At 68.9% G+C, this 26058-nt stretch carries 23 protein-coding genes and 1 pseudogene; 14 read left to right on the forward strand and 10 right to left on the reverse strand.

Annotated features, from left to right (window positions below; translation table 11 throughout):
• The first annotated feature begins 8 nt into the window (after positions 1-8).
• The 7 genes and pseudogenes from C8J26_RS04265 to C8J26_RS04295 form a co-directional block, all read left to right on the forward strand.
• Entirely contained in the window at positions 9-431 is a 423-nt protein-coding gene (locus C8J26_RS04265; RefSeq protein ID WP_056411785.1) for a 23S rRNA (pseudouridine(1915)-N(3))-methyltransferase RlmH, read from the forward strand.
• A 3-nt stretch (positions 432-434) separates the two neighbouring features.
• On the forward strand, positions 435-1607 hold the full coding sequence (locus C8J26_RS04270) for a murein hydrolase activator EnvC family protein (protein WP_244185148.1): 1173 nt from the start codon (positions 435-437) through the stop codon (positions 1605-1607).
• 135 nt (positions 1608-1742) lie between these two features.
• Positions 1743-3137, forward strand: a complete 1395-nt coding sequence (locus C8J26_RS04275; protein WP_107956816.1) for a S41 family peptidase — start codon at positions 1743-1745, stop codon at positions 3135-3137.
• Positions 3138-3157: 20 nt separating this feature from the next.
• Positions 3158-3640, forward strand: a complete 483-nt coding sequence (locus C8J26_RS04280) for a disulfide bond formation protein B (protein WP_056413325.1) — start codon at positions 3158-3160, stop codon at positions 3638-3640.
• Positions 3637-4173 carry a demethoxyubiquinone hydroxylase family protein gene (locus C8J26_RS04285; protein WP_107956817.1) on the forward strand — a complete coding sequence of 179 codons (537 nt, stop codon included), beginning with the start codon at positions 3637-3639 and terminating at the stop codon, positions 4171-4173. The genes C8J26_RS04280 and C8J26_RS04285 overlap by 4 nt, the downstream gene beginning before the upstream one ends.
• A gap of 31 nt (positions 4174-4204) precedes the next feature.
• Complete coding sequence (locus tag C8J26_RS04290) at positions 4205-4711, forward strand: hypothetical protein (RefSeq protein WP_107956818.1); 507 nt, start codon at positions 4205-4207, stop codon at positions 4709-4711.
• A 664-nt stretch (positions 4712-5375) separates the two neighbouring features.
• A pseudogene (locus tag C8J26_RS04295) lies at positions 5376-5963 on the forward strand (DJ-1/PfpI family protein); the annotation flags it as partial.
• On the opposite strand, the gene C8J26_RS04300 reads toward C8J26_RS04295, so the two are convergent.
• Entirely contained in the window at positions 5954-6586 is a 633-nt protein-coding gene (locus C8J26_RS04300) for a DedA family protein (RefSeq protein ID WP_107956819.1), read from the reverse strand. The pseudogene C8J26_RS04295 and the gene C8J26_RS04300 sit on opposite strands and share 10 nt — an antisense overlap.
• 93 nt (positions 6587-6679) lie before the next feature.
• Between C8J26_RS04300 and C8J26_RS04305 the strand changes: the two genes are divergently transcribed.
• Positions 6680-7477, forward strand: a complete 798-nt coding sequence (locus C8J26_RS04305) for an aldo/keto reductase (protein ID WP_107956820.1) — start codon at positions 6680-6682, stop codon at positions 7475-7477.
• Positions 7478-7517: 40 nt separating this feature from the next.
• Here C8J26_RS04305 and C8J26_RS04310 read toward each other — a convergent pair whose 3' ends face one another.
• The 7 genes from C8J26_RS04310 to C8J26_RS04340 form a co-directional block, all read right to left on the reverse strand.
• Positions 7518-8909, reverse strand: a complete 1392-nt coding sequence (locus C8J26_RS04310; RefSeq protein ID WP_107956821.1) for a UdgX family uracil-DNA binding protein — start codon at positions 8907-8909, stop codon at positions 7518-7520.
• Positions 8910-8940: 31 nt separating this feature from the next.
• Positions 8941-10191 (reverse strand): putative DNA modification/repair radical SAM protein, encoded by a 1251-nt coding sequence (locus C8J26_RS04315; protein WP_056411772.1) that lies wholly within the window; start codon positions 10189-10191, stop codon positions 8941-8943.
• Between the two features lie 223 nt (positions 10192-10414).
• A complete protein-coding gene (locus C8J26_RS20380) occupies positions 10415-10591 on the reverse strand; it encodes a hypothetical protein (protein WP_167398769.1) in 177 nt (58 codons plus the stop codon).
• Positions 10592-10653: 62 nt separating this feature from the next.
• The gene (locus C8J26_RS04325) at positions 10654-14040 is read right to left on the reverse strand and encodes a chromosome segregation SMC family protein (protein WP_107956823.1); all 3387 of its coding nucleotides are present in this window, start codon (positions 14038-14040) and stop codon (positions 10654-10656) included.
• 339 nt (positions 14041-14379) lie between these two features.
• The gene (locus C8J26_RS04330; protein WP_107956824.1) at positions 14380-15120 is read right to left on the reverse strand and encodes a thioredoxin domain-containing protein; all 741 of its coding nucleotides are present in this window, start codon (positions 15118-15120) and stop codon (positions 14380-14382) included.
• 26 nt (positions 15121-15146) lie between these two features.
• The gene (locus tag C8J26_RS04335) at positions 15147-15812 is read right to left on the reverse strand and encodes a thioredoxin domain-containing protein (protein ID WP_056411768.1); all 666 of its coding nucleotides are present in this window, start codon (positions 15810-15812) and stop codon (positions 15147-15149) included.
• Positions 15812-16375: a DUF721 domain-containing protein gene (locus C8J26_RS04340; protein ID WP_199860826.1), complete on the reverse strand. Its 564-nt coding sequence runs from the start codon at positions 16373-16375 to the stop codon at positions 15812-15814. The genes C8J26_RS04335 and C8J26_RS04340 overlap by 1 nt, the downstream gene beginning before the upstream one ends.
• Positions 16376-16434: 59 nt before the next feature.
• On the opposite strand from C8J26_RS04340, the gene C8J26_RS04345 reads away from it, so the two are divergent.
• The 3 genes from C8J26_RS04345 to nudC are packed head-to-tail and all read left to right on the forward strand — an operon-like array spanning position 16435 to position 19699.
• Positions 16435-17466 carry an A/G-specific adenine glycosylase gene (locus C8J26_RS04345; RefSeq protein ID WP_107957071.1) on the forward strand — a complete coding sequence of 344 codons (1032 nt, stop codon included), beginning with the start codon at positions 16435-16437 and terminating at the stop codon, positions 17464-17466.
• Positions 17463-18815: a serine hydrolase domain-containing protein gene (locus C8J26_RS04350; protein WP_107956825.1), complete on the forward strand. Its 1353-nt coding sequence runs from the start codon at positions 17463-17465 to the stop codon at positions 18813-18815. The genes C8J26_RS04345 and C8J26_RS04350 overlap by 4 nt, the downstream gene beginning before the upstream one ends.
• A 5-nt stretch (positions 18816-18820) precedes the next feature.
• Positions 18821-19699 carry an NAD(+) diphosphatase gene (gene nudC / locus C8J26_RS04355; protein ID WP_107957072.1) on the forward strand — a complete coding sequence of 293 codons (879 nt, stop codon included), beginning with the start codon at positions 18821-18823 and terminating at the stop codon, positions 19697-19699.
• Positions 19700-19848: 149 nt separating this feature from the next.
• Here the strand turns inward: nudC and C8J26_RS04360 are convergent, their stop codons facing one another.
• Entirely contained in the window at positions 19849-20847 is a 999-nt protein-coding gene (locus C8J26_RS04360) for an LLM class flavin-dependent oxidoreductase (RefSeq protein ID WP_107956826.1), read from the reverse strand.
• A 195-nt stretch (positions 20848-21042) separates the two neighbouring features.
• Entirely contained in the window at positions 21043-23361 is a 2319-nt protein-coding gene (locus C8J26_RS04365) for a S8 family peptidase (protein ID WP_107956827.1), read from the reverse strand.
• Positions 23362-23495: 134 nt separating this feature from the next.
• Between C8J26_RS04365 and C8J26_RS04370 the strand changes: the two genes are divergently transcribed.
• The 3 genes from C8J26_RS04370 to glpX all read left to right on the forward strand — a co-directional run bounded on the left by C8J26_RS04370 (position 23496) and on the right by glpX (position 26009).
• Positions 23496-24161, forward strand: coding sequence for a pyrimidine 5'-nucleotidase (locus C8J26_RS04370; RefSeq protein WP_056411758.1), 666 nt, complete (start codon positions 23496-23498; stop codon positions 24159-24161).
• A complete protein-coding gene (gene dapD, locus C8J26_RS04375) occupies positions 24158-24976 on the forward strand; it encodes a 2,3,4,5-tetrahydropyridine-2,6-dicarboxylate N-succinyltransferase (RefSeq protein WP_107956828.1) in 819 nt (272 codons plus the stop codon). Before C8J26_RS04370 ends, dapD begins: the two co-directional genes overlap by 4 nt.
• Positions 24977-25037: 61 nt before the next feature.
• Complete coding sequence (gene glpX, locus C8J26_RS04380; RefSeq protein WP_082445030.1) at positions 25038-26009, forward strand: class II fructose-bisphosphatase; 972 nt, start codon at positions 25038-25040, stop codon at positions 26007-26009.
• Positions 26010-26058: the final 49 nt, after the last annotated feature.

Here is a 26058-nt window from a genome sequence, read left to right on the forward strand (position 1 = left end):
AGGCGGCGATGCTGCTCCACATCGTCGCCCGCGGACGGATCGGGCGGTCGCCCGAGGCGGATCTCGTCGACCGCTATCTCAAGCGGATCGTCTGGCCGACCAAGGTCAGCGAACTTCCCGACACCGGCGGCAAGATCCCGCTCGTCGGCGAGCAGACCAAGCGCATCCTGCTCGACGAGAAGGGCGAGACGCTCTCCTCGACGCAGTTCGCGCACAAGCTTGAGCGGTGGCGCGACGACGGCGTCCGCGAGGCGCGGTTCATGATCGGTGCCGCCGACGGCTTCGACGATGCCGCGCGCGACGAGGCCGACCTGCTCTTTTCCTTTGGCCGTGCGACATGGCCGCATCTGCTGGCGCGCGCGATGCTCGCCGAGCAGCTTTTCCGCGCGACCAGCATCCTTGCCAATCACCCCTATCACCGCGAAGGGTGATGCATGAGGCTAGGGGGCGTTCTCGCGATGGCGGCGCTGTTCGCGGCGGCGGGCGTCACTGCGCAGACTGACGCGCCGGAACTCGCGACCGAGCAGCAACGGCTGGTAGCGACCAAGCACGATGCCGCGATCGCCGCCGCCCGTGCCGCCAAGCTCGCCGCCGCTGCCGCCCAGGAGCGCAATGCCGCCGACAAGGCCCGCCGCGAGGAGCAGGCGCTGGCCGCGCGCGTGACCGCCGCCGAAGCCAATCTCGCGACCGCCAGTGCGCGCGTGACGCTCGTCGAGCGGCTGCTGTCCGATCAGAGCGCTAGGCTCGGCCGCGCACAAACCCCCGTCGCCCGCCTGCTGGCCGCGCTGGAGTCGCTCGCCCGCCGCCCGACGATCGCCGCCGTCGCGCAGCCCGGATCGGTCGCCGACCTCGTCCATGTCCGCGCGGTCCTCGGCAGCGCGTTGCCCGTCGTCCGCCAGCGCACCGAAGCGGTCCGCGCCGAACTGGCGGAAACGCGCCGGTTGCAGGCCAGTGCCGCGCTCGCCGCCGAGGCGCTCGCCGACGGTCGCGCGCGTCTGGAGAGCGACCGTCTTGCGCTGGCAACGCTCGAGGCCCGGCATCGCCAGCGCAGCCAGTCGCTGGGGCGCGGGGCGATCAGCGAATCCGACCGCGCGCTCGCGCTCGGCGAGCGTGCGCGCGATCTGGTCGACGGGATGACGGCCACGACCAACGCCAAGGCGACCGCCGCCAGCCTGGTCGCGCTCGCCGGCCCACTGCCGCGCCCGATCGCTCCCGGCACGGCTCCCCCGCCGGCGCCGCGCGGCGTGTATCGTGCGCCGGTGGCGGGCCGGCTCCTCACCGGCTTCGACGAAATCTCGGATGCCGGCGTCCGGTCGCGCGGCCTGACCTTTGCCACTGCCCCCGGCGCGCGCGTCGTCGCGCCCGCCGCGGGGACGATCCGCTATGCCCGCCGGTTCCGCGACTATGGGGTCATCGTCATCATCGATCACGCCGACGGGTGGACCAGCCTCGTCACCGGCCTCGCCGCGACCGACGCCAAGCCCGGCGACCGCGTCGCGATGGGCGCGCCGCTCGGTACCGCCCCCCGCGAGGACCCACGCATCACCGTCGAGCTCCGTCGCCGGGGCCGCCCCGTCGATCTCGCGTCGTTGATGGGCGCGCGCTGATCGACCAAAGCGGTCCGCGTCAGCGCTCATGAACACCGACCCGGCTTTGCTCCGCGCGCGTTGCCGCCGACGCTCGGCTACGCTACGCCGTTACGACGCTAAGATACCGTCACTTCTCAGGTTGCAGGACCATCGATGCCTCGTCCTATACTGCGTACCCCGATCCTTACCGCGACGGCGATCGTCGGCGCGCTGACGCTGATCCCGCTGGCCACCTCGGCGATGGCGGCGGTCGACACCGACACCTATCGCGAATTCGATCAGTTCCTCGACGTGTTCAACCGCGTAAAGGCGGAATATGTCGACAAGGTCGATGACAAGACGCTGATCAAAGGCGCGATCCAGGGGATGCTCGCCAGCCTCGATCCGCACAGCTCGTATGTCGACGCGCTCGACTATGAAAACCTGCGCATCATGACCGAGGGCAATTACGGCGGCCTGGGCCTGACGGTGCAGATGGAGGACGGCGCGATCAAGGTCGTCGCCCCGCAGGAGGACTCCCCCGCCGCGCGCGCCGGCGTCAAGTCGGGCGACTATATCACGCATATCGACGGCAAGCTGATCTACGGCGATTCGCTCGACGAGGCGGTCGGCAAGATGCGCGGCAAGCCCGGCAGCAAGATCACGCTCGGCCTCGTCCGCCCCGGCCGCGACAAGCCGCTCGACGTGACGATGACGCGCGAGATCATCGTCCAGAAGCCGGTGAAGTGGGAAGTCCGCGGAAACGTCGGCTATATCAACATCAACACGTTCAGCGAGAATACCGGCGCGGACACGCGCGCGGCGATCATGGCGATCGACAAGTCGCTCGGCCACCGCCCGCTCGGCTATGTCGTCGACCTGCGCGAGAATGGCGGCGGCTTGCTCACCCAGGCGATCGAGGTCAGCGACGCGTTCCTCGACCACGGCGAGATCGTCTCGCAGCGCGGCCGCGAGAAGACCGATATCGAACGCTATTACGCAAAACCCGGCGACGACGCGCACGGCCTGCCGGTCGTTGTCCTCACCGATCCCGGCACCGCGTCCGCGTCCGAGATCGTCGCCGGCGCATTGCAGGATCATCACCGCGCGCTGATCATGGGCGAGCGCAGCTTCGGCAAGGGCTCGGTCCAGACCGTGCTCCCGCTCGGGCCCGAGACCGCGCTTCGCCTGACCACCGCGCGCTACTTCACGCCGTCGGGTCGCTCGGTGCAGGAAGGCGGGATCGAGCCCGACATCAAGGTGCCGCAGCTCACCGATCCCGACTACAAGTCGCGCCCCGTGTTCCGCGAGGCGGACCTGCGCAAGCACCTGATCAACGAGGTTAAGGCCGACAATGCGGTGCTCGAGGAGGATACCAAGACCGATCCCCGCTTCGCGCAGACGCCCGAGCAGCTGAAGAAGCAGGGCATCGACGACTTCCAGCTCTATTACGCGCTGAAGACCGTCGCGCGTCTCGGCGGCGCCGCACAGGTCGCGGCGGCGACCAAGCCGCGCCCGATCAAGCCCGATCCGACCGCACCCGACTCAGCCAAGGTTCCCGGCAAGTGAGCGTGCGTCGCGGGCTTGGCATGACCAAGAACGAAGAGATCGCGCGCGCCATCGCGCTGCTGTTGCCGGCGTTCCTGCTGCTCGGCGCGCTCGGCTCGCAATATCTCGGTGGTCTGTACCCGTGCGAGATGTGTCATTGGCAGCGCTGGCCGCATTATGCCGCTGTGGTGTTCGCGGGCGCGACGTTCTTCGTCCCCGGTCGCTCGCTGCGCGCGTCGCTGGTGTTCATCGCCGCGCTGCTGATCGGGCTGAGTGGGCTGATCGCCGTTGCGCATGCGGGCGTCGAATATCATTGGTGGAACGGCTTTACCGCCTGCACGACGACCGTCTCGATGGCGGGCACCACCGCTGCCGAGCGCCTTGCCGCGATCATGAACGCGCCGATGGTGCGCTGCGATTCGCCGCAGTGGACGCTGTTCGGAATCTCGCTCGCGGGCTTCAACGCCATCTTTTCCCTTGCCGGTGCGTTCACCATATTCGCCCTCATGAGGAAGACAAGATGAGCAGCTGGAAGCCAGGCGACGCCAAGCGCGCGACCGATTCGATGATCCGTGTCGACCAGGCGGGCGAATATGGTGCGATCCGGATCTATGCAGGCCAGTTGGCGGTGCTCGGCGATCGCCATCCGGCGTCGCGATCGATCCACCACATGGCGCAGCAGGAGGAACGCCACCGCGCCTTCTTCGACCGGATGATCGTCGAGCGCCGCGTGCGGCCGACGGTACTCCAGCCGATCTGGAAGGTTGCGGGTTTCGCGCTCGGCGCAGTGACCGCGGCGATCAGCCCGCGCGCGGCGATGGCGTGTACCGCCGCGGTCGAGACCGAGATCGACAAGCATTATGAGGAACAGCTCGTTCAGCTTGGCGCCAGCGATCCCAAGCTATCAGCCGCTATCCTCGACTTCCAGGCCGAGGAGTTGGAGCACAAGAATACCGCGATTGCCGCGGGCGCGGAGGAGACGCCGGGTTATCCGGTGCTTAGCGCGATGATCCGGCTGGGCTGCAAGGTCGCGATCGCCACGGCGAAGCGGATATAACAGGCGTACCAAACGCGTGGGAGTGATGCGTATGAAGATGCTTTTTGCGGCGGCGCTGCTCGTCGCCGGCCCGGCGGTCGCGCAGACCGCGCGCCCTGCACCGCCGACGCTGGCGCAATTGCCCGCCAAGGCGCCGACGCTGGCGCCCGCCTTGCCCGGCGCCACGGGCAAGGCCAAGCCCGTCTCCGCCCCCGGCGAAGTGTCGCGCAGCGCACCCATCAACGGCGTCCTCACGCTGTTCGGCAACGAACGCTGCCCGACCAACCAGAATGGCGAAGAGATCGTTGTCTGCGTCCGTCGCAGCGCGCAGGAGCAGTACCGAGTCCCGAAGGAACTCCGCGAGTTCGTCGTGACGCCTGAGAACGCCAGCTGGGCGACCAAGGCGCAGGGTACGCTCGACGCCGGCTCGGGCGTCAACACGATCGGCAGTTGCTCTGCGGTCGGCGCAGGCGGAGCGACGGGCTGCTTTGGCCAGCGCGTGCGCGAGTCGCGTCTGGAGAACAAGACGCGTGCGGCGGAAGTACCGGTTCTTCCCTGAGCCTTTGGGCCGGGTCGGGGCCCGAACGACGAGATCCCAGCTTTCGCTGGGATGACGGCGTGAGGGGAGGCTCGCGCTGGAATAGAGCCGACGCGACCCGCCTTTGACGTTTCCGCCATCCTATCCATCCCACCCGTCACGCCCCGCGCTCGGTACCCCCGGCACTCGGCACCCCGGCGCCGCCCCATCCCTCCAACCGTCACCCCAGCGAAAGCTGGGGTCTCCCACGATACGGCCGACGCCAGCCGCACACGACGGGGCGGTCCCGAACGGTCGCGCACTGCCCCCACGCGGTCTTCCCCGGACCAACCGCCTCCGCAAAGCGCACACTCGCCAAACGGCCATCCGCCCCGCCCCAAGCCTCGCCCCTGCTGTCCTACAAGCACAGGGCATGACATGCTGCCCGGATGACGTCCGCAGCATCCCAAAACGCGATCCTTGCCCCCGCCGGCCAGCATGCATCACGAGCCAAAAACGATGCTGCGCGTGCGTCTCTACTTCCTATACTTCACTCGCGCGCGCCCCTCGATCCCAAGCGCCTCCGGACGGGACCATGAGCATGACCAAGCCCCTGCGTATCGCGTTCCTGCTGTTCCCCAACGTCACCCAGCTCGACCTGACCGGCCCCGCGTAGGTCCTCTCGCGTCTCGGCAACGCGCGGCTCGATCTCGTGTGGAAGACGCTCGATCCGGTGCCCACCGATGCCGGATTCTCGATCCTGCCGACCGCGACCTTTGCCGACGTGCCGTGCGCGGACATACTCTGCGTGCCCGGCGGGTTCGGCACCAACGCCGTGATCGCCGACGACGAGGCGATGGCGTGGGTCGCAGGCGTCGGCGCCGAGGCGACATGGGTGACGAGCGTCTGCACCGGATCGCTGATCCTGGGTGCGGCGGGTCTGCTCGATGGCTATCGTGCGGGCTGCCACTGGGCGCAGCGCGACATGCTGACGCTGTTCAACGCGATCCCCATCGATGCGCGAACGGTGGTCGATCGCAATCGGGTGACCGGCGGCGGCGTCACTGCGGGGATCGACTTCGCGCTGACGCTGACGGCGATGATCCGCGGCGAGGCGCACGCCCGCGCGGTGCAACTCGCGCTCGAATATGATCCCGCGCCGCCGTTCGACAGCGGCTCGCCGGGTCGTGCGGGCCCGGAACTCGTTGCGACGTATCAGCGCCGCGTGCAGTCTCTCGTCCCGACGCGCGACGACGATCTGCGCGCGTTGGCGAAGCGTCGTGGCTACCGGTGACGTTTCAGGCCGCGGACCCGGTGCCAGATGTAGAAGCCGACGAGCGCGATCAGGACCACGCCGATCAGCAGGTCGGCGCTGTGGAACGCGGCCTTCACGCGCGGATCGCTGTCCCATTTGTCGCCGAGCTTCATGCCGACCCAGGCGAGCCCGAAGCACCACGGCCACGATCCGATGAAGGTATAGACGTGGAACGGCACCAGCTTCATCCGCGCGACGCCGGCGGGGAAGGCGATGAACGAGCGGATGACGGGAAGGAGGCGCCCGATCAGCACCGCCATCGACCCCCAGCGCGCGAAGAACCGGTCCGCCGCGTCGAGCTCGCCCGGACCGATCAGCAGGTACCGGCCCCAGCGTTCAGCCATCGGGCGGCCACCGCGCTTGCCGATCTCGTAGGCGACGATCGAGCCGAGGTTGCACCCGATCGCACCCGCGGTGGCGGCGAGATACAGGTCGAACCGTCCGGTCGAGACGAGATAGCCGGCGAACGGCATGATGATCTCGGACGGCAGCGGGATGCAGGCGCTCTCGATCGCCATCAGCAGCGCGATGCCGACATAGCCACCCGACGAGATGACGCCGATCGTGAAGGTGGCCAGCACGGCCAGAATCTTTTCGAACATGGCCCGGTCGATTGCGCGAACCGGGCGGCGAAGGGAACCCCTAAACCGACCCCGTTCATCGGAACCGCGGCACGACTCGTTCGCTGGTGCGGCATGACAGACCTTACACTCAACGACGGCCGCTCCATGCCACAGCTCGGCATGGGTACGTGGCAGATCCCCGACAGCCAGGCCGCGGCGATCGTCCGCTCTGGGCTAGATATCGGCTTCCGGCTGGTCGACACCGCCGCGATCTACGACAATGAGCGCGGCGTCGGCGACGGTTACAAGGGGTCGGACGCGTTCCTGACGACCAAGCTGTGGAACGACCGGCAGGGCGATCCCGAAGCGGCGATGGACGAGAGCCTGGCGCTACTGGGCGTCGAGTCGGTCGATCTGTACCTGATGCACTGGCCGGTGCCCAAGCAGGACAAGTTCGTCGACGCATGGAAGGCGATGATCGCGCTCCGGGACGCGGGCAAGACGAAATCGATCGGCGTATCGAACTTCCTGCCCGAGCATATCGACGCGATCGTCGCGGCGACCGGCGTGACGCCCGCGGTCAACCAGATCGAACTCCACCCGAACTTCCAGCAGCGCGAGCAGCGCGCGTATCACGACGCGCACGGCATCGTGACGCAGAGCTGGAGCCCGCTCGGGCAGGGCAAGACCCTGTTGCAGGATCCAGCGATCGTCCGGGTCGCGGACAAGCATGGCCGGAGCGCGGCCCAGGTGATCCTGGCGTGGCATCTGGCGAACGGCTTCTCCGTAATCCCGAAGGCGTCGGATGCGGAGCATCTCGCGGATAATTTCGCTGCGCTGGACCTAACGCTGGACGAGTGGGACATGGCCGCGATCGAGGCGCTCGATGACCCGGCCGGCCGCTTGGGGCCAGAGCCAAACGCGATGTGATGGGGGCGGCTTGGGTCAGACACCGCTGCCGCCAGTGGGGTTACAGCCCCGCTAGCCGCCCGCCGACCACCCGTAGATCCTCGACGAACCGCGCATATTCCTCCGCCGCCTGCGCCGGATCGGGCAAGCGCAGCAGATAGCTTGGATGCACGGTGATCCAGGCCTCGCCACCATCCGGCAGTTGCAGCGCCCGCCCGCGTTCCCGCCCGATCGTCATCACCTTGCCGAACAAAGACCGCGCCGCGGTCGCGCCGAGCGCGACCGTCACCTTCGGTTTGATCAGCATCTGCTCCTGCTCGATCCACCAGCGGCACGCGTCGATCTCACCGGCCCCCGGCTTGGCATGGATCCGCCGCTTGCCGCGTTGTTCGAATTTGAAGTGTTTCACCGCGTTGGTGACATAGGCGCGCGACCGGTCGACGCCGGCCTCCGCCATCGCCTTGTCGAACATCTGCCCCGCGGGGCCGACGAACGGGCGGCCTGCGATATCCTCCTGGTCGCCCGGCTGTTCGCCGACGAACATCAGCGGCGCATCGACGGGCCCTTCGCCGAACACCGTCTGCGTCGCGGGCTTGTAGAGTGGGCAGCGCGTGCAGCCGGATGCCTCGTCGCGCAGCGCCTCCCACGCGATCAGGCTGTTGCCGCCGACCGTGTCGCGCGCCCTCGCGATCATCCCGCTCTCCCGTGCCTGCGCCGCTGCCAGCAACCCCGGCACCAGCGCGGTTTCGGGCATGTTCTTCCAGTATTTCTTGGGCATCTCCTTCAGCATCGCGCCGATCTTGACGCGGGCCGGATTGAAGGTGCTGGCGTAATAGGTCTTCCACACCTCCTCGGTCGGATCGCCGTCGGGGGCGTCGGCCTTGCTGGCGCCGGGGCCTTCCGAGAGCGCCTTGCCGTCCCAGTGGATCGAGACCTCGGGCGTCAGGATCGACCAGCGCATGCTGGCGAAGCGGTTGACGAAGAACGCGGCGTTGGCGCGAACGATGTGGTGATCGGGCTCGAACCACGCAACGAAGCGCGGTGCGCCCTCATCCTCGACCTCGCGGAAGCGGAGGAAGGCGCGCATCTTGTGGATGTCGCGGCGGACGTCCTTGGCGATCCGGTCGAGCCTGCGGACGAGCGGGTCGGCGTGGTCCTCGACCAGTTTGGGCTCGCGGCGCAGGCGGGCGAGCAGCGTGTAGAGTAGCGCGAACCGCTCAGGGTCGCTGCCGAGGATCGCGCTGCGGGCGAGATCGAGGAAGGCGCGGGGGACGGAAAAGGCGCCGGGGGCTGGCGCGGGCGCGGGCTCGGCGACGGTCGCGAACAGGTCGACGGGTTCGTCGCCGACTTGCCAGACGACATCGTCGGGGGGGACATCCTCGGCGATCAGACCACGCGCGGCATCGCGCCAGCCATCGAAGTCGTCCTGCTCCGAAAGGGTTACGACGCGCATAAACCTCCCCGCGCCGGGGAGGAACAGGCGGTCACGCGAACATTTCCATCTGCTTGGGTTTTGGCTTGGGGGCGATCAGCGGGCGGAGGTCTGCGGTGTCGGACAGCACCACCGGGCGCCAGTCCTCGGCGATGATGAAGGGGCGGAGCTTCGCGATCGACACCGTCAAGCGGGCGACGTCGGCGAGATGCAGGCGACGCCAGCGGCGGCTCGTCAGGATACCGTTGACCGCCTTAACGCCGAGCCCGGGGACGCGGAGCAGCAGCTCGCGGGGGGCGCGGTTGACGTCGACCGGGAAGGAGCCGCGGAATTTGAGCGCCCAGGCGAGCTTCGGGTCGATGTCGAGCGGGAGCATGCCGGTTGCGTCGTCGGCGGCCGCCACCACCTCGTGCGGCTGGAACTCATAGAAGCGCATCAGCCAGTCGGACTGGTACAGACGGTGCTCGCGCATCAGCGGCGGGCGTTGCAGCGGGAGCACCGCGCTCGCATCGGGGATCGGGCTGAACGCGGAATAATAGACGCGGCGCAGGCCGAAGCGGTCGTACAAGGTTGACGCCTTGCGCACGATGTCGCCGTCGGTCGCGGCGTCGGCGCCGACGATCATCTGCGTCGACTGGCCGGCGGGGGCATAGCGCGGCGCGGACTTGTACTTGGCCTTCGCATCCTTGCCGTCGATGATCGACGTCTTGACCTCGGCCATCGCGGTTTCGATGCGGACGCCGTCCTTTTCGGGGGCGAGGCGCTTCAGTCCGTTCGCGGTCGGCAGCTCGACGTTGATCGACAGGCGGTCGGCGTAGAGCCCGGCCTGGTGGACGAGCTCGGGGTCGGCGTCGGGGATCGTCTTGAGGTGAATATAGCCGCGGAAATGATGGTCCTCGCGCAACGACCGCGCGACCTCGACCATCTGCTCCATCGTGTAGTTGGACGAGGCGATGATGCCCGACGAGAGGAACAGCCCCTCGATATAATTGCGCTTGTAGAAGGCGATCGTCAGGTCGACGACTTCCTTGGCGGTAAAGCGCGCGCGGCGGACGTTCGAGCTCTTGCGGTTGATGCAGTAATGGCAGTCGAAGATGCAGCTGTTGGTCAGCAGGATCTTGAGCAGCGAGATACAGCGGCCGTCGGGGGCGTAGGCGTGGCAGATGCCCATGCCCTCGGTCGAGCCGAGCCCCTTGCCGTCCTTCGAATTGCGCTTCGCGGTCCCCGACGACGCGCAGGAGGCATCGTATTTCGCCGCATCGGCGAGGATCTCGAGCTTTTCACGGGTGTCGAGTTGGGCCATTCGTTCGTCTTACGTTCCGTGGCGGAAGGTGTCGAGTGATGGAGATCAACTTGTCGGCATGCCGCTATGTCGCTGAGACGGCGTGGTTCTCGGTCGGGGCGCCAGAGTGAAGTATAGGAAGTATAGACGCTGGGAGCGTTTCTGCACGAGGGATGCCGCCCCGGTATTTTGGGGGCGAGTGGTCGCATGGTGTCAGGACGACGGCGTGTAGGACAGCGCTCGTTCAGTCGAACAGATAGCGGATCAGATCGACCATGCCGCCGAGGCTGACGGGGAGGATCAGCAGCAAAACGAGATAGACGAAGATCAGCCGCGTAAGCGCCTTTTCGTGGCGATAGACGGGCCTTTTCGGAGGAAGCTCCTCCTTGCGCGGCCAGATGCTGGAGTCGTCCAGGAACATGATCTCATTATAGCGCGGTGACGGCGAAAATATCGCGCAAAATCGCCGGCCGGTATCGTGCATCATCCGGTCGCGATCAGCCCGGTCGCGGCCTGGAGGTCGACCGAGACGAGGCGGCTTATGCCGCGTTCGATCATCGTCACGCCAAACAGGCGGTGCATCCGGCTCATCGTGACGGCGTTGTGCGTGACGACGAGGTAGCGCGTGTCTGTGTCGCGCGCCATCCGGTCGAGCAGGTCGCAGAAGCGTTCGATATTGGCGTCGTCGAGCGGCGCGTCGACCTCGTCGAGGACGCAGATCGGTGCGGGGTTGGTGAGGAAGAGGCCGAAGATCAGCGCGACCGCGGTGAGGGCCTGTTCGCCGCCGGACAGAAGCGTGAGCGATTGCAGGCGCTTGCCGGGCGGTTGGACCATGATCTCAAGCCCCGCCTCAAGGGGGTCGTCCGAATCGACGAGTTCGAGATGCGCGCTGCCGCCGTCGAACAGCGTCGTGAAGAGCCGTTGAAAATGGCCGTTCACCGCCTCGAATGCCGCGAGCAGGCGTTGCCGGCCCTCGCGGTTGAGCGTGCCGATCGAGCCGCGCAGACGGCTGACCGCCTGGCCGAGTTCGTCGCGTTCGACCGCGTTGCCGCGCGACGCGTCTTCGAGGGCGGCGAGTTCGGTTTCGGCGACGAGGTTGACCGGGCCGATGCGTTCGCGGTCGGTCGCGAGACGATCGTGCGTCGCGGATTCTTCGGTCGGCGCGCGGACGTCGGCGACCGCGAAGCCGAGGCGTTCGGGGAGGACGGGGGCGGGGCACTGGAAGCGTTCGCCCGAGAGCTTGCCGAGATCGAGCCGGCGCGCCTCGTGGTTTTCGACGCGGGCGATGGCGCCGGCGCGGGTTTCGCGGGCGACGGCGAGCGCTTCGGTGGCGGCACGGTGCGCATCATCGGCGGCGCGCGTGACGGCTTCGGCGGCGCGTTCGGTGGCGAGCAGCGCGTCGGCGGCGGCGCGGGCGTCGCGATGCGCGTCGTCCAGCGTGGCGATGTCGCGGTCGAGGTGCGCGGGGCGATCGGCGATCGCGGCGAGATCGACGCTCAGCGCGCTCTCGCGTGTGTCCATGTCGGCGATGCGCCTGGCGGCCTCACCGGCGCGCGCGCGCCAGCTTCGCGTGTCGGCCTGCGCTGCGGACAGGCGTTCGCGGTCGGTGGCGATGCCGCGGTCGAGCGTGGTGCGATCGGCGCGGACCTGCGCGACCGCGGTACGGCCGCGTTCGGCGTCGTATTGGAGCGTGGCGACGAGGCGCGCGTTGGCGCTGCCGTCGGGGACCGCGGCCATCGCCGCCTCGGCCCGTGCGTACTCGGCATGTGCGTCGGCGACGTCGTCGGCGATGCGGTGCGCGCGAACGTCGAGATCGGCGCGCTGGGCGGCGAGGCGTTCGAGCGCGGCGGCGGCGCGGTCTTCGTTGCGGGCCGCATCGCGCGCGGCGGTTTCGGCGCGGTGTAGCGCGGCGCGGGCCATCTGGGACTGGCGGCGCGTTTCGGCGATCTGGTGGTCGATTGCGGCGCGTGCCTGTTCTGCGCGGTCGAGCGCTGCGGCCGCGGCGGGGCGTTCGGCCTCGAGTGCGGCGAGGCGGTTGCGGCGGACGAGGCGTTCCGCCGCTGCCGCGCCGGTGCCGGTGGCGGTGAACCCGTCCCAGCGGCGCAAGGTCCCGTCGCGGGTGACGATCCGCTGCCCGACCGCGAGGGCTTGTCCCTCGTCGGTGTCGATGGCGAAGACCTGCGCCAGCCTGCGGGCGAGCGCGGGGGGCGCATCGATATATGCTGCGAGCGGGGTGGCGTTGTCGGGGGCTGCGGGATCGTCGGCGTGGGGCGCGGCGCCGGCCCAGGCGTCGAGACCGGTATCGAGATCGTCGCCGAGAGCGGCTGCCAGCGCGCGTTCGTAGCCGGCGCTTGCCGAGACATGGTCGAGCAGGCGATCACGTCCGCTGTGCCGCGTGGCCTTGGTGAGCGCGGCCATTTCGCTGTCGATCGCGGCGAGGTCGGCGCGGGCGGTCGCGTAGGCGGTTTCGGCGGTGTCGCGGCTCGTGACGGCGGCGGCTTCGTCGGTGTCCGCACGGGTGATGGCATGGCGTGCGGCGTCCGCGGCGGCGGTGGCGTCGCGGCGGGCTTCCGCGGCGGCCTCGCGGTCTGCGGCCAGCGGGGCAGGGTCGCCGAGCGTGCGGAGCGCGGCGGCGATCTGCGCGGCGTCGCGATCGGTGCGGTCGGCGCGGGACCGGGCGGCGGCGAGTGCGGCGGTGGCGACGCGGACTTCGGCGGCGTCGCGCGCTTGCGTGGCGAGCGCCTGGGCCAGCGAGACTTCGGCGTCGCGGGCGGCGCGTTCGGCTTCGGCCAGCGCGACGTCGAGATCGGGGCGCGCGGCGGTGGCGTCGGCGATCGCGGTGTCGAGGGTCCTGGCTTCGTCGGCGAGGGCGGCAAGTGCGGTGGCGGCGTCGCTGGCGAGCGAGCCTTCGCGTGCACGATCGTCGGCGATGCGGGCGCGGGCAGCTGCGAGGTCGGCGACCCTGCGCGCGACGCTGGTCTTCTCGGTCTTGAGGGTGACCAGTTGGTGGGCGAGGTCACCGGCCTGGTCGCGCGCGGCGAGCGCGGCGGCGCGCGCGGTGGCGACGGCTTCGATGGCGCGGTGCTGGTCGGTCGCAGCGCTCCGTTCGGCGCAGGTGGCGGCGCGGACGTGTGTATCGGCGGAGGTGGCTTCGGCCTTGGCGGCGTCGGACGCGGTGGCGGCGTCGCGCCAGCGGGAGAAGAGCGTGCGCGCCTCGGCGACGCGGATCTGCGCGGAGAGGAGGCGGTAGCGTTGGGCGGCGCGCGCTTGGCGCTTCAGCGTGGCGGCGCGTGCGTCCTGGTCGGAGATGATCTCGTCGAGCTTGGCGAGATTGGCTTCGGTGGCGCGCAGCTTGCCCTCGGCGTCCTTGCGGCGGACGTGGAGCCCGGCGATTCCGGCGGCGTCCTCGAGCATCGCGCGGCGGTCGGCGGGCTTGGCGGCGATGACCGCGCCGATCCGGCCCTGGCTGACGAGGGCGGGGCTGTGCGCGCCGGTCGCGGCGTCGGCGAAGAGCAGCCCGACGTCCTTCGCGCGGACATCGCGGCCGTCGATCCGGTAGGCGGAGCCGGCGCCGCGCTCGATCCGGCGGACGATCTCGCGTTCATCGCCGCTTATTTCGGCGAGGATCGAGACTTCGGCGAAGTCGCGCGGCGGGCGGGTCGCGGTGCCGGCGAAGATGACGTCGTCCATGCCCGCGCCGCGCAGCGACTTGGCGCTGGCCTCGCCCATCGTCCAGCGGAGCGCTTCGAGGAGGTTCGACTTGCCGCAGCCGTTGGGGCCGACGACGCCGGTCAAGCCGGGTTCGATGCGGAGATCGGCGGGGTCGACGAAGCTCTTGAAGCCGGTGATGCGGAGGCGTTTGATCTGCATTTTTGCGCCTCCCCCCTACGACTCCGTGTTGATCCTTAGCCTGAGCCCAAGCGTAAAACTTGTGTCCCCGCGAAGGCGGGGACCCAGACTGGGCTCCCGCCTTCGCGGGAGAACAAGGGAAGGGGCGCACCACGCTGGCTCGGTCCCTACCCAATCCGTTCGTGCTGAGTAGAGGCCGAGTAGCTCCGTCAGGAGCGTATCGAGGGCTCGTATCGAAGCAGGGTTGGACGCGCCAACCTGTCCTTCGATACGCCGTCTCGATACGCTGCGTTGCAGCTACTCGACGGCTACTCAGGACGAACGGGGAGGGGGTGTTCGTCCGAGCAGTTTGACGGTGTCTTACGCCCCGGCCGCCTTCAGCGCCTTCTCCATCTGATCCCAGCTCACGACCTGGTCGAGCTTCTTGTCGTTGATCAGGAAGGTCGGCGTGCCCGTCACCGTGCCGGCCTGCATCGCGGTTTCGGTCGGCTTGGCCATCACTTCGAGCTGCTTCTGGTCGGCGAGGCAGGCGCGCGCCTTGGCCTCCGGAATGCCGCGCTGCTTGACGAAATCGATCGCGCCCATCTGTTCGGCGAGCTTGGTGGCGACGACCGTCGGCGGCTGGTTGGCGAGCTCCTGCTGCTGCGCGGGCGTCATCGCCTGGAGCTTGTCGAGGAACGCGATCTGGTTGCCGTACATCTGCTCGAGGATCGGGAAGAACGGCGCGACGCCGCCGCACTGGCCGAGCAATGTCAGCGCGACGTCGGGCGCGCCGTGGACGAGGAAGTCGCGGAATTCGAAGCTCACCTTGCCGGTCGAGACATATTTCTCGGTCAGCGGCTTGTACGCCTCGCGGCCGAAAGCGCCGCAGGTCGGGCACGAGCGCGCGCCATATTCGACGAGCTTGATGGCCGCATTCGGGTTGCCCATCAGATAGCCCTCGGGGGTCTTCACGACCGTCTCGGTCCAGTTCTGGCCGGCGGGCGCAGCGGTGGCGGCGACGGGCGCGGCGGTGGGCGTGTCGACGTTGCCGGTGGAATCATTCTTCGAGCAGGCGGCGAGCGCGAGCGGCAGGACGGCGAGCGTGGTCAGGAACTTCATGGGGGTACTCCAGAGGATCGGATGAATTAGCGGGCGCCGGCCTTGCGCAGCGCGGGTTCGAGCTGGTCCCAGCCGACATGGGGAACGATCTTGCCGTTGAGGTAGAAGGTCGGCGTGGAGTCGATCTCCTTGGGCGCGTCGGCGGTCAGTTTGACGATCCGGTCGATCTCGGGCTGGTTGGCGAAGCACGCGTCGATCGCCGCGTCGGACAGCCCGCGCGCCTTGACCATCGCGGTCAGGCCCGAGCCGTCGGCGTTGGCGCGGACCTGCGCGGCGGCCGGGTACATGGCGAGACGTGCGGCGTTGCCCTGCTGATACTCGATCCCGCGCTCCAGCCATTGCGGCTGCGCAGCGAAGATCGCGGACGAGGTGGCGGAGAAGCCCTTGGGTCCGGTGCAGCGCGCGAGGATCGCCGCCGCCAGATCGAGCCGGTCGCGGATGAAGCTGCGGACCTCGAGGCTGGTCGAGCCCGAGGCGATCATCTGGCGCTTCAATACGGGCTCGGACTTCACCGAGAAGTCGGCGCAATGCGAGCAGGTGTAGCTGGCATATTCGACCAGCTTCACGCGCGCGGCGGGGTTGCCGATCAGATACGCGCCCGACGGGAGGATGCGCGCGGTCTGCGACCAGTCGCGTTTCGGCGCGGCGCCGGTCAGGAGGAAGAGGGCGAAGACGGCAAGGAGGACGCGCATCAGTTGATCCTGGGAAGGCCGTGCGTCGAGGCGACTCCGGCGGCGAGGGATTCGAGGACGGCGCGCAGTTCCGGATCGGCGATGCCCTTCAGGCTCGCACCGAGATCGACGGGGACCGGGCGGATCGACGGCGGGGCGCGGCGGGGTGCGGGGGCGGCGACGTCGCCCTGGCGGATCGCGACCTTCACGATCGCCGCGTAGCCGAAGAAGCGGTTCACGCGCTCGATGATCTCGGGCGCGATGTGCTGCATCATCGGCGCGTGCGCGCCGCGGACGGTCAGCGTGAGCACGCCGTCCTGTTTCTTGCCGAGCGGGAAGCGGATCGATTCGGGGGTGCTGGCGCCCGCGAGCTTCGCGCCGACGATATCGGGCCAGCGGCTGACGATCGACGACTGGACGAAGCCGAATCGCCGGAACGCCGCGCCGCCGATCGCCGGCAGCAGCTCGGCGACCGCGCGCGAGCGGTTCTCGCGCGGGGCGTCGGGATCGGTCTTGCCCCTCACGCGCTTCGTCGCCGGCTTGGGCGTCGCAACTTTAGGCAGGGAAACGGGCGGCTTGCTCATCCGCAAACCCATGCCATAGGCGACGCGTGAACGCCAAGCGCTCTTCGGTCTCGACGGCCCTGCTCGACTGGTACGATGCGCATCGCCGCGACCTGCCGTGGCGCGCCAAGCCGGGAGAGATCGTCAATCCGTACCGGGTGTGGCTGTCCGAGGTGATGTTGCAGCAGACGACTGTCGCCGCGGTGACGCCCCGGTTCCTGGCGTGGACCGCGCGCTGGCCGGATTTCGCGAGCCTCGCGGCGGCGGATGATGCCGATGTGATGGCGGCGTGGGCGGGGCTCGGCTATTATGCGCGCGCCCGCAATCTGGTGAAGGCGGCCAAGGCCGTTGTCGCCGAGCATGGCGGCGTGTTCCCGCGGACCGAGGCTGAGCTACGCGAACTGCCGGGGCTCGGCGCGTATACCGCGGCGGCGGTGGCGGCGATCGCGTTCGGCGAGCGCGCGGTGGTGGTCGATGCCAATGTCGAGCGGGTGGTCGCGCGGCTGTTCGCGATAGAGACGCCTTTGCCGGGCGCGCGGCCGGCGATTCGGGCGGCGGCGGACTCGATCACGCCCGACGCGCGCGCAGGCGATTTCGCGCAGGCGATGATGGATCTGGGTTCGGGGACGTGCACGACGCGCAGTCCGAAATGCCTGCTGTGTCCGATCCGCGAGCATTGCGAGGGGTTCAGGCAGGGTGCACCCGAGCGGTTGCCGGTCAAGGCGAAGAAGGCGGCCAAGCCGCAGCGCTTCGGCACGATCTTCTGGCTGGAACGCGACGGGCAGGTGCTGCTGGTACGGCGGCCCGATACGGGGCTGCTCGGCGGGATGCGCGCGTTTCCGACCGGGCCCTGGGGCGAGGGCCCACCGGGGTTCGAGGACGCGCCGGCGCAGGCGGAGTGGCGGATGCTGGACTCGACCGTCGCGCACGGCTTTACCCATTTCGATCTGCAACTGACGCTTGCGGTGGCGACGGTCGAGGCGCATCAATCCCGCGTTCCAACGGCAAGCGAATGGTGGCCGATCGACGACCTGGATACCGCCGGGCTCCCGACCGTTTTCGCAAAAGCCGGCCAAGCCATACGAAACTGGGCCATACGGAGAGCTGCATGAAACTGGTGCACTGGATTTCGACCGGCGGCCTCGCCGCGCTGGCTGCCGCGACCGCCTATGCGCAACAGGCGCAGCCCCGGCCTGCACCCACGCCGCAGGCCCGGCCGACGCCTCGGATGACGATCCCGGTCAAGGCGCTGCTGCCCGCCACGTCCGCATTGTTCGACGGCTATGTCGCGCAGGACAAGATGCCGGGGATCGTTGGCGCGTTCGGCGTCGGCGACGGCCCGACCTTGTTCCCGGCGGCGGGCAGGATCCGCGACGATGCGGGCGCTCCCGCGGCGGGGCCGGACAGCCTGTGGCGCGTCTATTCGATGAGCAAGCCGATCACCGGCATGTCGGCGATGATGCTGATCGAGGACGGCAAGCTCAACCTCGACGATCCGGTCAGCAAATATATCCCGGCGTTCAAGGACATGAAGGTGGCGATCAGCCCCGACACGTCGCTCGACGCGCGCCCGGCGACGCGGCCGATCACGATCCGCAATTTGCTGACGCACACCGCCGGGCTCGGTTATTCGATCATCACCAAGGGGGCGTTGCTCAAGGAATATGAGCGGCGCGGCATCCTGCCGGCATCGGTCAATGCGGCGATGGAAGAGAAGATGCGGCTGGTCCGGCCGACGTCGCTGGAGGAGTTCGCCAACCGTGTCGCGACGCTGCCGCTGATCGCCGATCCGGGCACCAAGTGGAGCTATTCGATCGGGCTCGACGTGATGGGGCGCGTGATCGAGGTCGCGAGCGGCATGAGCTTCGAGCGGTTCGTGCAGACGCGGCTGTTCGATCCGCTCAAGATGAAGTCGAGCTTCTGGCAGGTGCCGCAGAGCGAGGTTGGCAGGCTTGCGACGAACTATGCGTTTGTCGGCGACACGCGGACGCCGCTCGATCCCGCCGCGACGTCGGTGTTCCTGCAGAAGCCGAGCTTTCCCTATGGCGGCGCGGGCCTCGTGATGTCGGCGCGCGATTACGACCGGTTCCTGCACATGATCCAGAACGGCGGCACGCTCGACGGCGTGCGCGTGATGAAGCTGGAGACGATCGCGCTGGCGACGTCGAACCTGTTGCCGTCGGGCGTCACCTATGGCGGCGTGAGCGGCGGTACCGGGGGGACGAAGGGCAGCAACATGGGCTTTGGCGCGGGCGGATCGGTGGTGCTGGCGACGACGCCGAACGGCCCGGGCAAGGGCACCTATGCCTGGGGCGGTGCGGCGGGGACGATCGCGTGGGTCGATCCGCTCAAGCGGTCGCGCGGCAATGTGATGGTCAATTACTTCCCGGCGGACCGGATTCCGCTGCGCGAGCAGGTGGTCGCGGCGCTGATGCAGGATGCGGCGAGGTTGCGCCGATGAGCGTGATGGAGGCACCGGGTTTCACGGGCGGGACGCTCGACCGGGTCGATGCGATGCGGCACGATGCCGAGGCGCTGGCGGCGGCGCGGAGCGACTGGCGCGCGCGGCTGCTGGTGCTCGACGGGCTGCTGCCGGGGGTGACCGACGACGGGCGGCTGGCGTGGACGTCGATGGCCGACCTGCCCGACGATGCTTATCCGATGCTGCTTGGGCTCGACGACGAGGGCCGGCCGCATTTCGCCGCGCTGCTGGCGGGGATGCGAGTCGATACCGCGCCGGCGATGCGGTCGCCCGCGCTGATGGCGGTGCTGGGCGCGCTGGCCCCGGGCGAGGCGGCGACCTATGCGGCGGCGCGAAGCCTGATCGACTGGCATGTCCGGCATGGCTTTTGCGCGAAATGCGGGTCGCCGACTGACGTGTTCCGGGCTGGCTGGGCGCGCAAATGTCCGGCGTGTGCGACCGAGCATTTCCCGCGTGTCGATCCGGTGGTGATCATGATCGCCGAGCATGACGGGCGCGCGCTGCTCGGGCGCGGCAAGGGGTGGCCGGCGGGGCGCTATTCGGCGCTTGCCGGGTTCCTCGAGCCGGGCGAGTCGATCGAGGAAGCGGTCGCGCGCGAGATCGTCGAGGAGGCGGGCGTGCGCGTCGGCAAGGTGCGCTATATCGCGAGCCAGCCCTGGCCGTTTCCTTCGTCGCTGATGATGGCGTGCGTCGCGGAAGCCGAGGACGACGCGATCACCCTCGATACCAACGAGCTGGAGGACGCGATGTGGGTGCCACGCGAGATGGTGCGCGCGGTGCTGCGGGGGGAGGACGGGCCGTTTCTGCCGCCGCCGCCCTATGCGATCGCGTATACGCTGTTGAAGGAATGGGCGGGGGAGTAGGGTTAGCCCTTACTCCCGATACAACCCCGGCGGAGGCCGGGGCCCAAATGGGGGACGGTCGTAACTGAGGCCGCGCTTCGTTACCCCAACCTTTCCAATTGGGCCCCGGCCTTCGCCGGGATGGTGGTCATGGGTAGTGCGCGGGTAGATTACGCCGCGATCTTCATGTCCTGCATCACGCCGGCGGTGATCGATAGGCTCCGCTTGCGCGCGTCGTGGTCGTAGATCGCGCTGGTCACCATCACCTCGTCCACGCCGGTGCGCTCGACGAACGCCGCGATGCCGCGCGCGACGGTGGCCGGGCTGCCGACCGCCGAGCATTGCAGCACATGCCCGAGGATCTGGTTGCCCTGCGCGCCGAGCGACTCGCGGTAGCCCGCGACGGGCGGCGGAAGCTGGCGGGGGTTGCCGGTCCGCAGCGCGACGAACGACTGTTGCTGCGAACTGGCGAGCAGTTCGGCCTCGGCATCGGTGTCGGCCGCGAAGACGTTGAAGCCGGCCATCGCATGCGGCTTGGCGAGCCGCGCGGACGGGCGGAAATCGCGGCGGTAGATCGCGAGCGCGGCATCGAGCGCATCGGGCGCGAAATGCGACGCGAAAGCGTAGGGCAGGCCGAGCGCGGCTGCCAATTGCGCGCCGAACGTGCTGGAGCCGAGGATCCACATGTCGACGTCCGCGCCCGCGCCGGGCGTGGCGACGATGCCGGTCTGGCCGTCGTTCGCGAAATAGCTTTGCAGCTCCATCACGTCCTGCGGGAAGGCGTTGGCGTCGGTTTCCAGCGTGCGGCGCATCGCGCGCGCGACGCGCTGGTCCGAGCCTGGCGCGCGGCCGAGGCCGAGGTCGATCCGGCCGGGGAACAGCGCGTCGAGCGTGCCGAACTGCTCGGCGATCGTCAGCGGCGCGTGGTTGGGGAGCATGATGCCGCCGGAGCCGACGCGGATCGTGCTGGTGGCCGCGGCGATGTGCGCGATCACGACCGCGGTCGCGGCGGAGGCGATCCCGGTCATGCCGTGATGTTCGGCGACCCAATAGCGCTGGAAGCCGACGCTCTCGGCGTGGCGCGCGAGATCGGCGGCGTTGGCGAGCGCCTGGGAGACGGTGCCGCCTTCGACGACGGGGACGAGATCGAGCAGGGAATAGCGTGTCATGCAGTAGAGATAGGTACCGAGCGGTAGCTTATCCAGTGGTGGTGTTGGATTGACCCGTAATCCTCCCCCGCCAGGTGGAGGTGTCGCCGAAGGTGACGGAGGGGGAGGACACGGAACACGCGTTTCGCGTACCGCCCCCTCCGTCAGGCTGCCGCCTGCCACCTCCCCTTGGCGGGGGAGGATCTCAAATGGCCCTCAAAACCCCAGACTGTACCGCATCGCCATGCCGTAGTCGTTCGGCAGCGCGGCGATGTTGCCGGGGTCGCGGCGGAAGAACAGGTTCGTGTCGAGCCCGCCGCCGAACACGGGCAACCCGTAGCGCAGCTCGACGTCGAGTTCGCGGCCTTGCGGGGCGAGGTTGAGGCGTTGCGTGGTCCAGTCGGTGACGGTGCCGCTCGAGTAGTCGAAATAGGTCGGCAGGCGGAGGTCGACGCCGCCGCGGGCGACGCGCAGCGGCTGGGCGATGCGGAGGCCGAGGCTGTCATGGCCGAACACGCCGTCCTTGCCGATATCGGCGGCAAACGCGGTGGTGCGGACGAGGCCGTCGCCGTCGAGACCGCCGCGCACCGCCGCCTGCGTCCAGCCCTGGCGCATCGATCCGCCGATGCTCCAGCCGGCGCCGGCATCGAGGCGCGCCCTGGCATCGACGAACCACGTCGCCGCGCGCGTCGCGCCGAGCGCCGCGTCGAAGCGCGCGCCGAGGACGGTGTCGCGCTCGTCCATCCGGGTGACCGAGATCATCGTCGCGAGCGCACCGAAGCGCCGGTCGACCGTCAGCGAGGCGCGGGTGTAGCCCGAGCGTTGCCAACGGTGGCGCAGTTGCAGCGCGCCATCGCGTTGCGTCAGGACGTCGCCATTCTCGAGTCCTGCGGTGAAGCCGAATTCGCCGACGCTCTGCCGGATCGCGCTCGAGGCGCGCGTGCTGCTGTCGAAGCCCATGCTCCCGGTATTGGCGATCAGGAAGGCGGGTTCGGACTGGCCAGAGAGCTGCGCACCCAGCGCGCCAGATCCTTGTGAGAAGCCGAAGCCGAACGAGAGCGTGCTGCCGAGCTTCTGCGTCACCATCCCCGCGATCGCGCGCGCGCTGGTCGCGTCGGTGGTGGAGAGCGTCGTCCGGTCGAGCGCGACGTCGCCGTTGCTGCGCGGGGCGAGCGTCATCGATACCCTCATGCCGCCCTGCGCGAGCGCGACGTTGCGGAACCGCGACTGGAGCGCCGACCCGAGCGAGCGGTCTGGGCTGCGGCGCGCGATCGTCTTGGCCAAGTCGATCGCGAAGGCGCGGCTGTAGCCGTCGAGTATCACCGCGCCGAGTTCGCCCTGCGTCGCGTCACCCATCGGTGCGGAGAGCGTAGCGTTGCTGGTGGTCGAGACGACCGCCTTGGATCCCGCCACCGACGTCGTCCCGAGCGGCTGGAACGCGCGGGTCAGGTCGAGCACGCCGTTGCCATAGACCGAGTCGACGCCGGGCGCGCCGGCATCGCGCGCGCTCTTGAACAGGATGTCGACGATCTGCGCGCCGGTGAGGTTGGGGAAGGCTTGCGCCAGCAACGCAACCGCGCCCGAGATCTGCGGCGCGGCGAACGACGTGCCCGACCAGAGAGCGGCGGTGTCGGTCTGGTCGGGCGCGCGGACGCTTTCGCCGACTGCGGTCAGGAAATGCGCGGCGCCGGTGCCGGCCCTGTCGCTGAAGCTCGAAATGCCGTCGCCGGCGCCGACCGAGCCGGCGATGATGACCTGGTTGCGGCCCTGCGCCTCGCTGGCGACGTTCGTGAACGGATCGGGATTGGTCGAGCCGTCATTGCCCGCGGCGATCACGACGACGAGGCCGGCGGCGGTGGCGCGGCCGACCGCGTCCTTGAGGCTCTGCGGCATGTCGGAGCCGCCGAGCGAGATGTTGACGACTTTTGCGCCGGCGGTGCGCGCGGCGTCGAGTCCGCGCGTGATCGCGTCGGTGCCGAACTTGCAGCCCGAATCCTCGTCGTCCTTGCTCGCGGTGGCGCAGGTGCCGGGACGATCGGCACGCAACACGATCAACGTCGAGTCGAACGCGACACCGTGCGTGCCCGCGTCGTTGCGGCGTCCGGCGAGCGTGAAGGCGACCGCGGTGCCGTGGCCGCCCTCGTCGTCGATCGAGCTGTTGCCGGCGACGGCCTGCGACGCGGACGAGACGCGGGTGCCGAACTCCTGGCTCTGCAGGTCGATGCCGCTGTCGATCACGCCGACGCCGATACCCTTGCCCGTCGCGCCGACGCGATAGGCGGCGAGCGCGTTCATCGAGACCGCGCCGACCGTCGCGCGATATTCGGCGGTGTCGTAGCTGGCGGTCGGGGTTGGCGTAGGGGCGGGCGTCGGAGCCGGAGTGGGCGTGGGCGTGGGCGTCGGTGCTGGAATCGTCGCGGAGGGCGGAGTCGGCGTACTGTTGATGCCGCCGCCGCCGCCGCCGCCACAGCCGGCGAGGAGAAGCCCTGTCGCGATTGGCGCCGATCGCAGCAGGCCGGCCTTGAAGCGTCGCATGAGTCGTACCCGTTTTGCCCCGTAAGGCTACTGGATTACAAAGTGTTACGCGAACGTAAACTCGGTGGGGGTAAAGACCGCTGCTGCCGGAGCCGACTTGCCCGCTCGGTTTGCGGTGCCTAGAGGTTCGCGCCATGCTTGCCAGCCTCGACCATGTCCGCAACTGGATCTTCGATCTCGACAATACGCTGTACCCGGCGAGCGCGAACCTGTTCTCGCAGGTGGACGCGCGGATGACCGGGTTCATCCAGGACCTGCTCGGGCTCGATCACGACGAGGCGCGGCGCGTGCAGAAGGGGTATTTCCACAATCACGGCACGACGCTGTCGGGACTGATGACCGAGCATCACGTCGATCCGCACGCGTTCCTCGCGCATGTCCACGATATCGAGATGGACGTGATCGAGCATGACGCGCCGCTGGTCGCCGCGATCGCGAAGCTGCCGGGGCGCAAGCTCGTCTTCACCAACGGCGACACGCCCTACGCGACGCGGATCCTCGACCGGCTGGGCCTGAGCGAGAGCTTCGAGGCGATCCACGATATTCACGCGATGAACCTGATGCCCAAGCCGCATGCATCGGCCTATGCCGGGTTCTGCGCTGCGTTCGATATCGATCCGGCGCAATCGCTGTTCGCCGACGACATGGCGCGCAACCTGACGCCGGCCAAGGCGATCGGGATGACGACCGTGTGGATCGACAACGGCTCCGAACAGTCGCCCGAAGCGGCGCGCGATCATATCGATTTTACCGTGCCGGTGCTCGCACCCTGGCTCGAAACCATCCTGGAGACATCATGACCTTGCAGACCATCATCGACGCCGCCTGGGACGATCGCGCGAACCTCGGGCTGGAGACCAAGGGTGAAGTGCGCGACGCCGTCGAGTCCGCGCTGGCGATGCTCGATGCGGGCACCGCGCGCGTCGCCGAGCCGACGGCAGATGGCTGGCAGGTCAACCAGTGGCTGAAGAAGGCGGTGCTGCTGTCGTTCCGGCTCAACGACAACGTCGTGATCGACGGCGGCTCGGCGGGTGCGCCTGCGTTCGACAAGGTGCCGTCGAAGTTCGCGGGCTGGGGCGATGCCGAGTTCCGCGCGGCAGGCATCCGCGTCGTGCCGGGCGCGGTCGCGCGCCGCGGCAGCTTCATCGCCAAGGGTGCGATCCTGATGCCGAGCTTCGTCAATATCGGCGCCTATGTCGGCGAGGGGACGATGGTCGACGCCTGGGCGACCGTCGGGTCGTGCGCGCAGATCGGCAAGAACGTGCATCTGTCGGGCGGCGCGGGAATCGGCGGCGTGCTCGAGCCTCTCCAGGCGGACCCGGTGATCATCGGCGACGGCGCGTTCATCGGTGCGCGCGCCGAAGTCGCCGAGGGCGTGCGCGTCGGCGAGGGCGCGGTGCTGTCGATGGGCGTGTATCTGGGCGCGTCGACCAAGATCATCGATCGTGCGACCGGCGAGGTCTTCAAGGGCGAAGTGCCGCCGTATGCGGTGGTCGTGCCTGGCTCGATCGGCGGCGGAGACGGCAAGCCCGCGCTGTACTGCGCCGTGATTGTCAAACGGGTCGACGCGCAAACGCGCTCGAAGACCTCGATCAACGACCTGCTGAGGGACTGATCGGGTCGACAACGTGGCGGGGGCTGCCTATCCGGTACGAAACATACCGAGGAGATAGACTTTGACCGCTGCTGCCAGCCAGGTTCTCGACCGCGTACTCGTCCTCGAAATGGTCCGCGTGACCGAGGCGGCGGCGATCGCCGCCTCCACGCTCGTCGGGCGCGGTGACGAGAAGGCGGCGGATGCCGCCGCGGTCGAGGCGATGCGCGAGGCGCTCAACTCGCTGTACATGGACGGCACCGTCGTCATCGGCGAGGGCGAGCGCGACGAGGCACCGATGCTGTTCATCGGCGAGAAGGTCGGCTCGGCGATTGGCAAGGGCCCGAAGATCGACATCGCGCTCGATCCGCTCGAAGGCACCACGATCTGCGCGACCGCAGGGCCGAACAGCCTTGCCGTGCTGGCGATCGCCGAAGAGGGCGGGCTGCTCAACGCCCCCGACGTCTATATGGACAAGATCGCGGTCGGCCCGGGCTATCCCGAGGGCATCATCGATCTCGACAAGACGCCGACCGAGAACATCATGGCGGTTGCGGCCGCCAAGGGCGTGCCCGCGCGCGACCTGATCGTGTGCGTGCTCGATCGCCCGCGTCATGAAAAGCTGATCGCCGAGCTGCGCTCGGTCGGGTGCGGCGTGATGCTGATCGGTGACGGCGACGTGGCCGGCGTGATCGCGACGTCCGATCCCGAGACGACGGTCGACGTGTATATGGGCTCCGGCGGCGCGCCCGAGGGCGTGCTGGCGTGCGCGGCGCTGCGCTGCGTCGGCGGGCAGTTCAAGGGCCGGTTGCTGTTCCGCAACGACGATGAGCGCGGCCGTGCGGCGAAGTGGGGGATCACCGATCTCGACAAGCAGTATGACCTGTCCGAGCTGGCCAAGGGCGACTGCATCTTCGCGGCGACCGGCGTGACCGATGGCTCGCTGCTGGCTGGCGTCAAGCGGAAGAAGGGCAAGATGACGACCGAGAGCGTCGTGATGCGCGCGTCGTCGGGGACGGTGCGGTGGGTCAAGGGCGAGCATCGGACGGATTGATCTGGGGGCTTCGCCTCATTGGCATTTGAGCACCGCCCCGGTGCTGGCC

It is taken from the genome of Sphingomonas aurantiaca, assembly GCF_003050705.1.
Classification (GTDB): Bacteria; Pseudomonadota; Alphaproteobacteria; order Sphingomonadales; family Sphingomonadaceae; genus Sphingomonas; species Sphingomonas aurantiaca.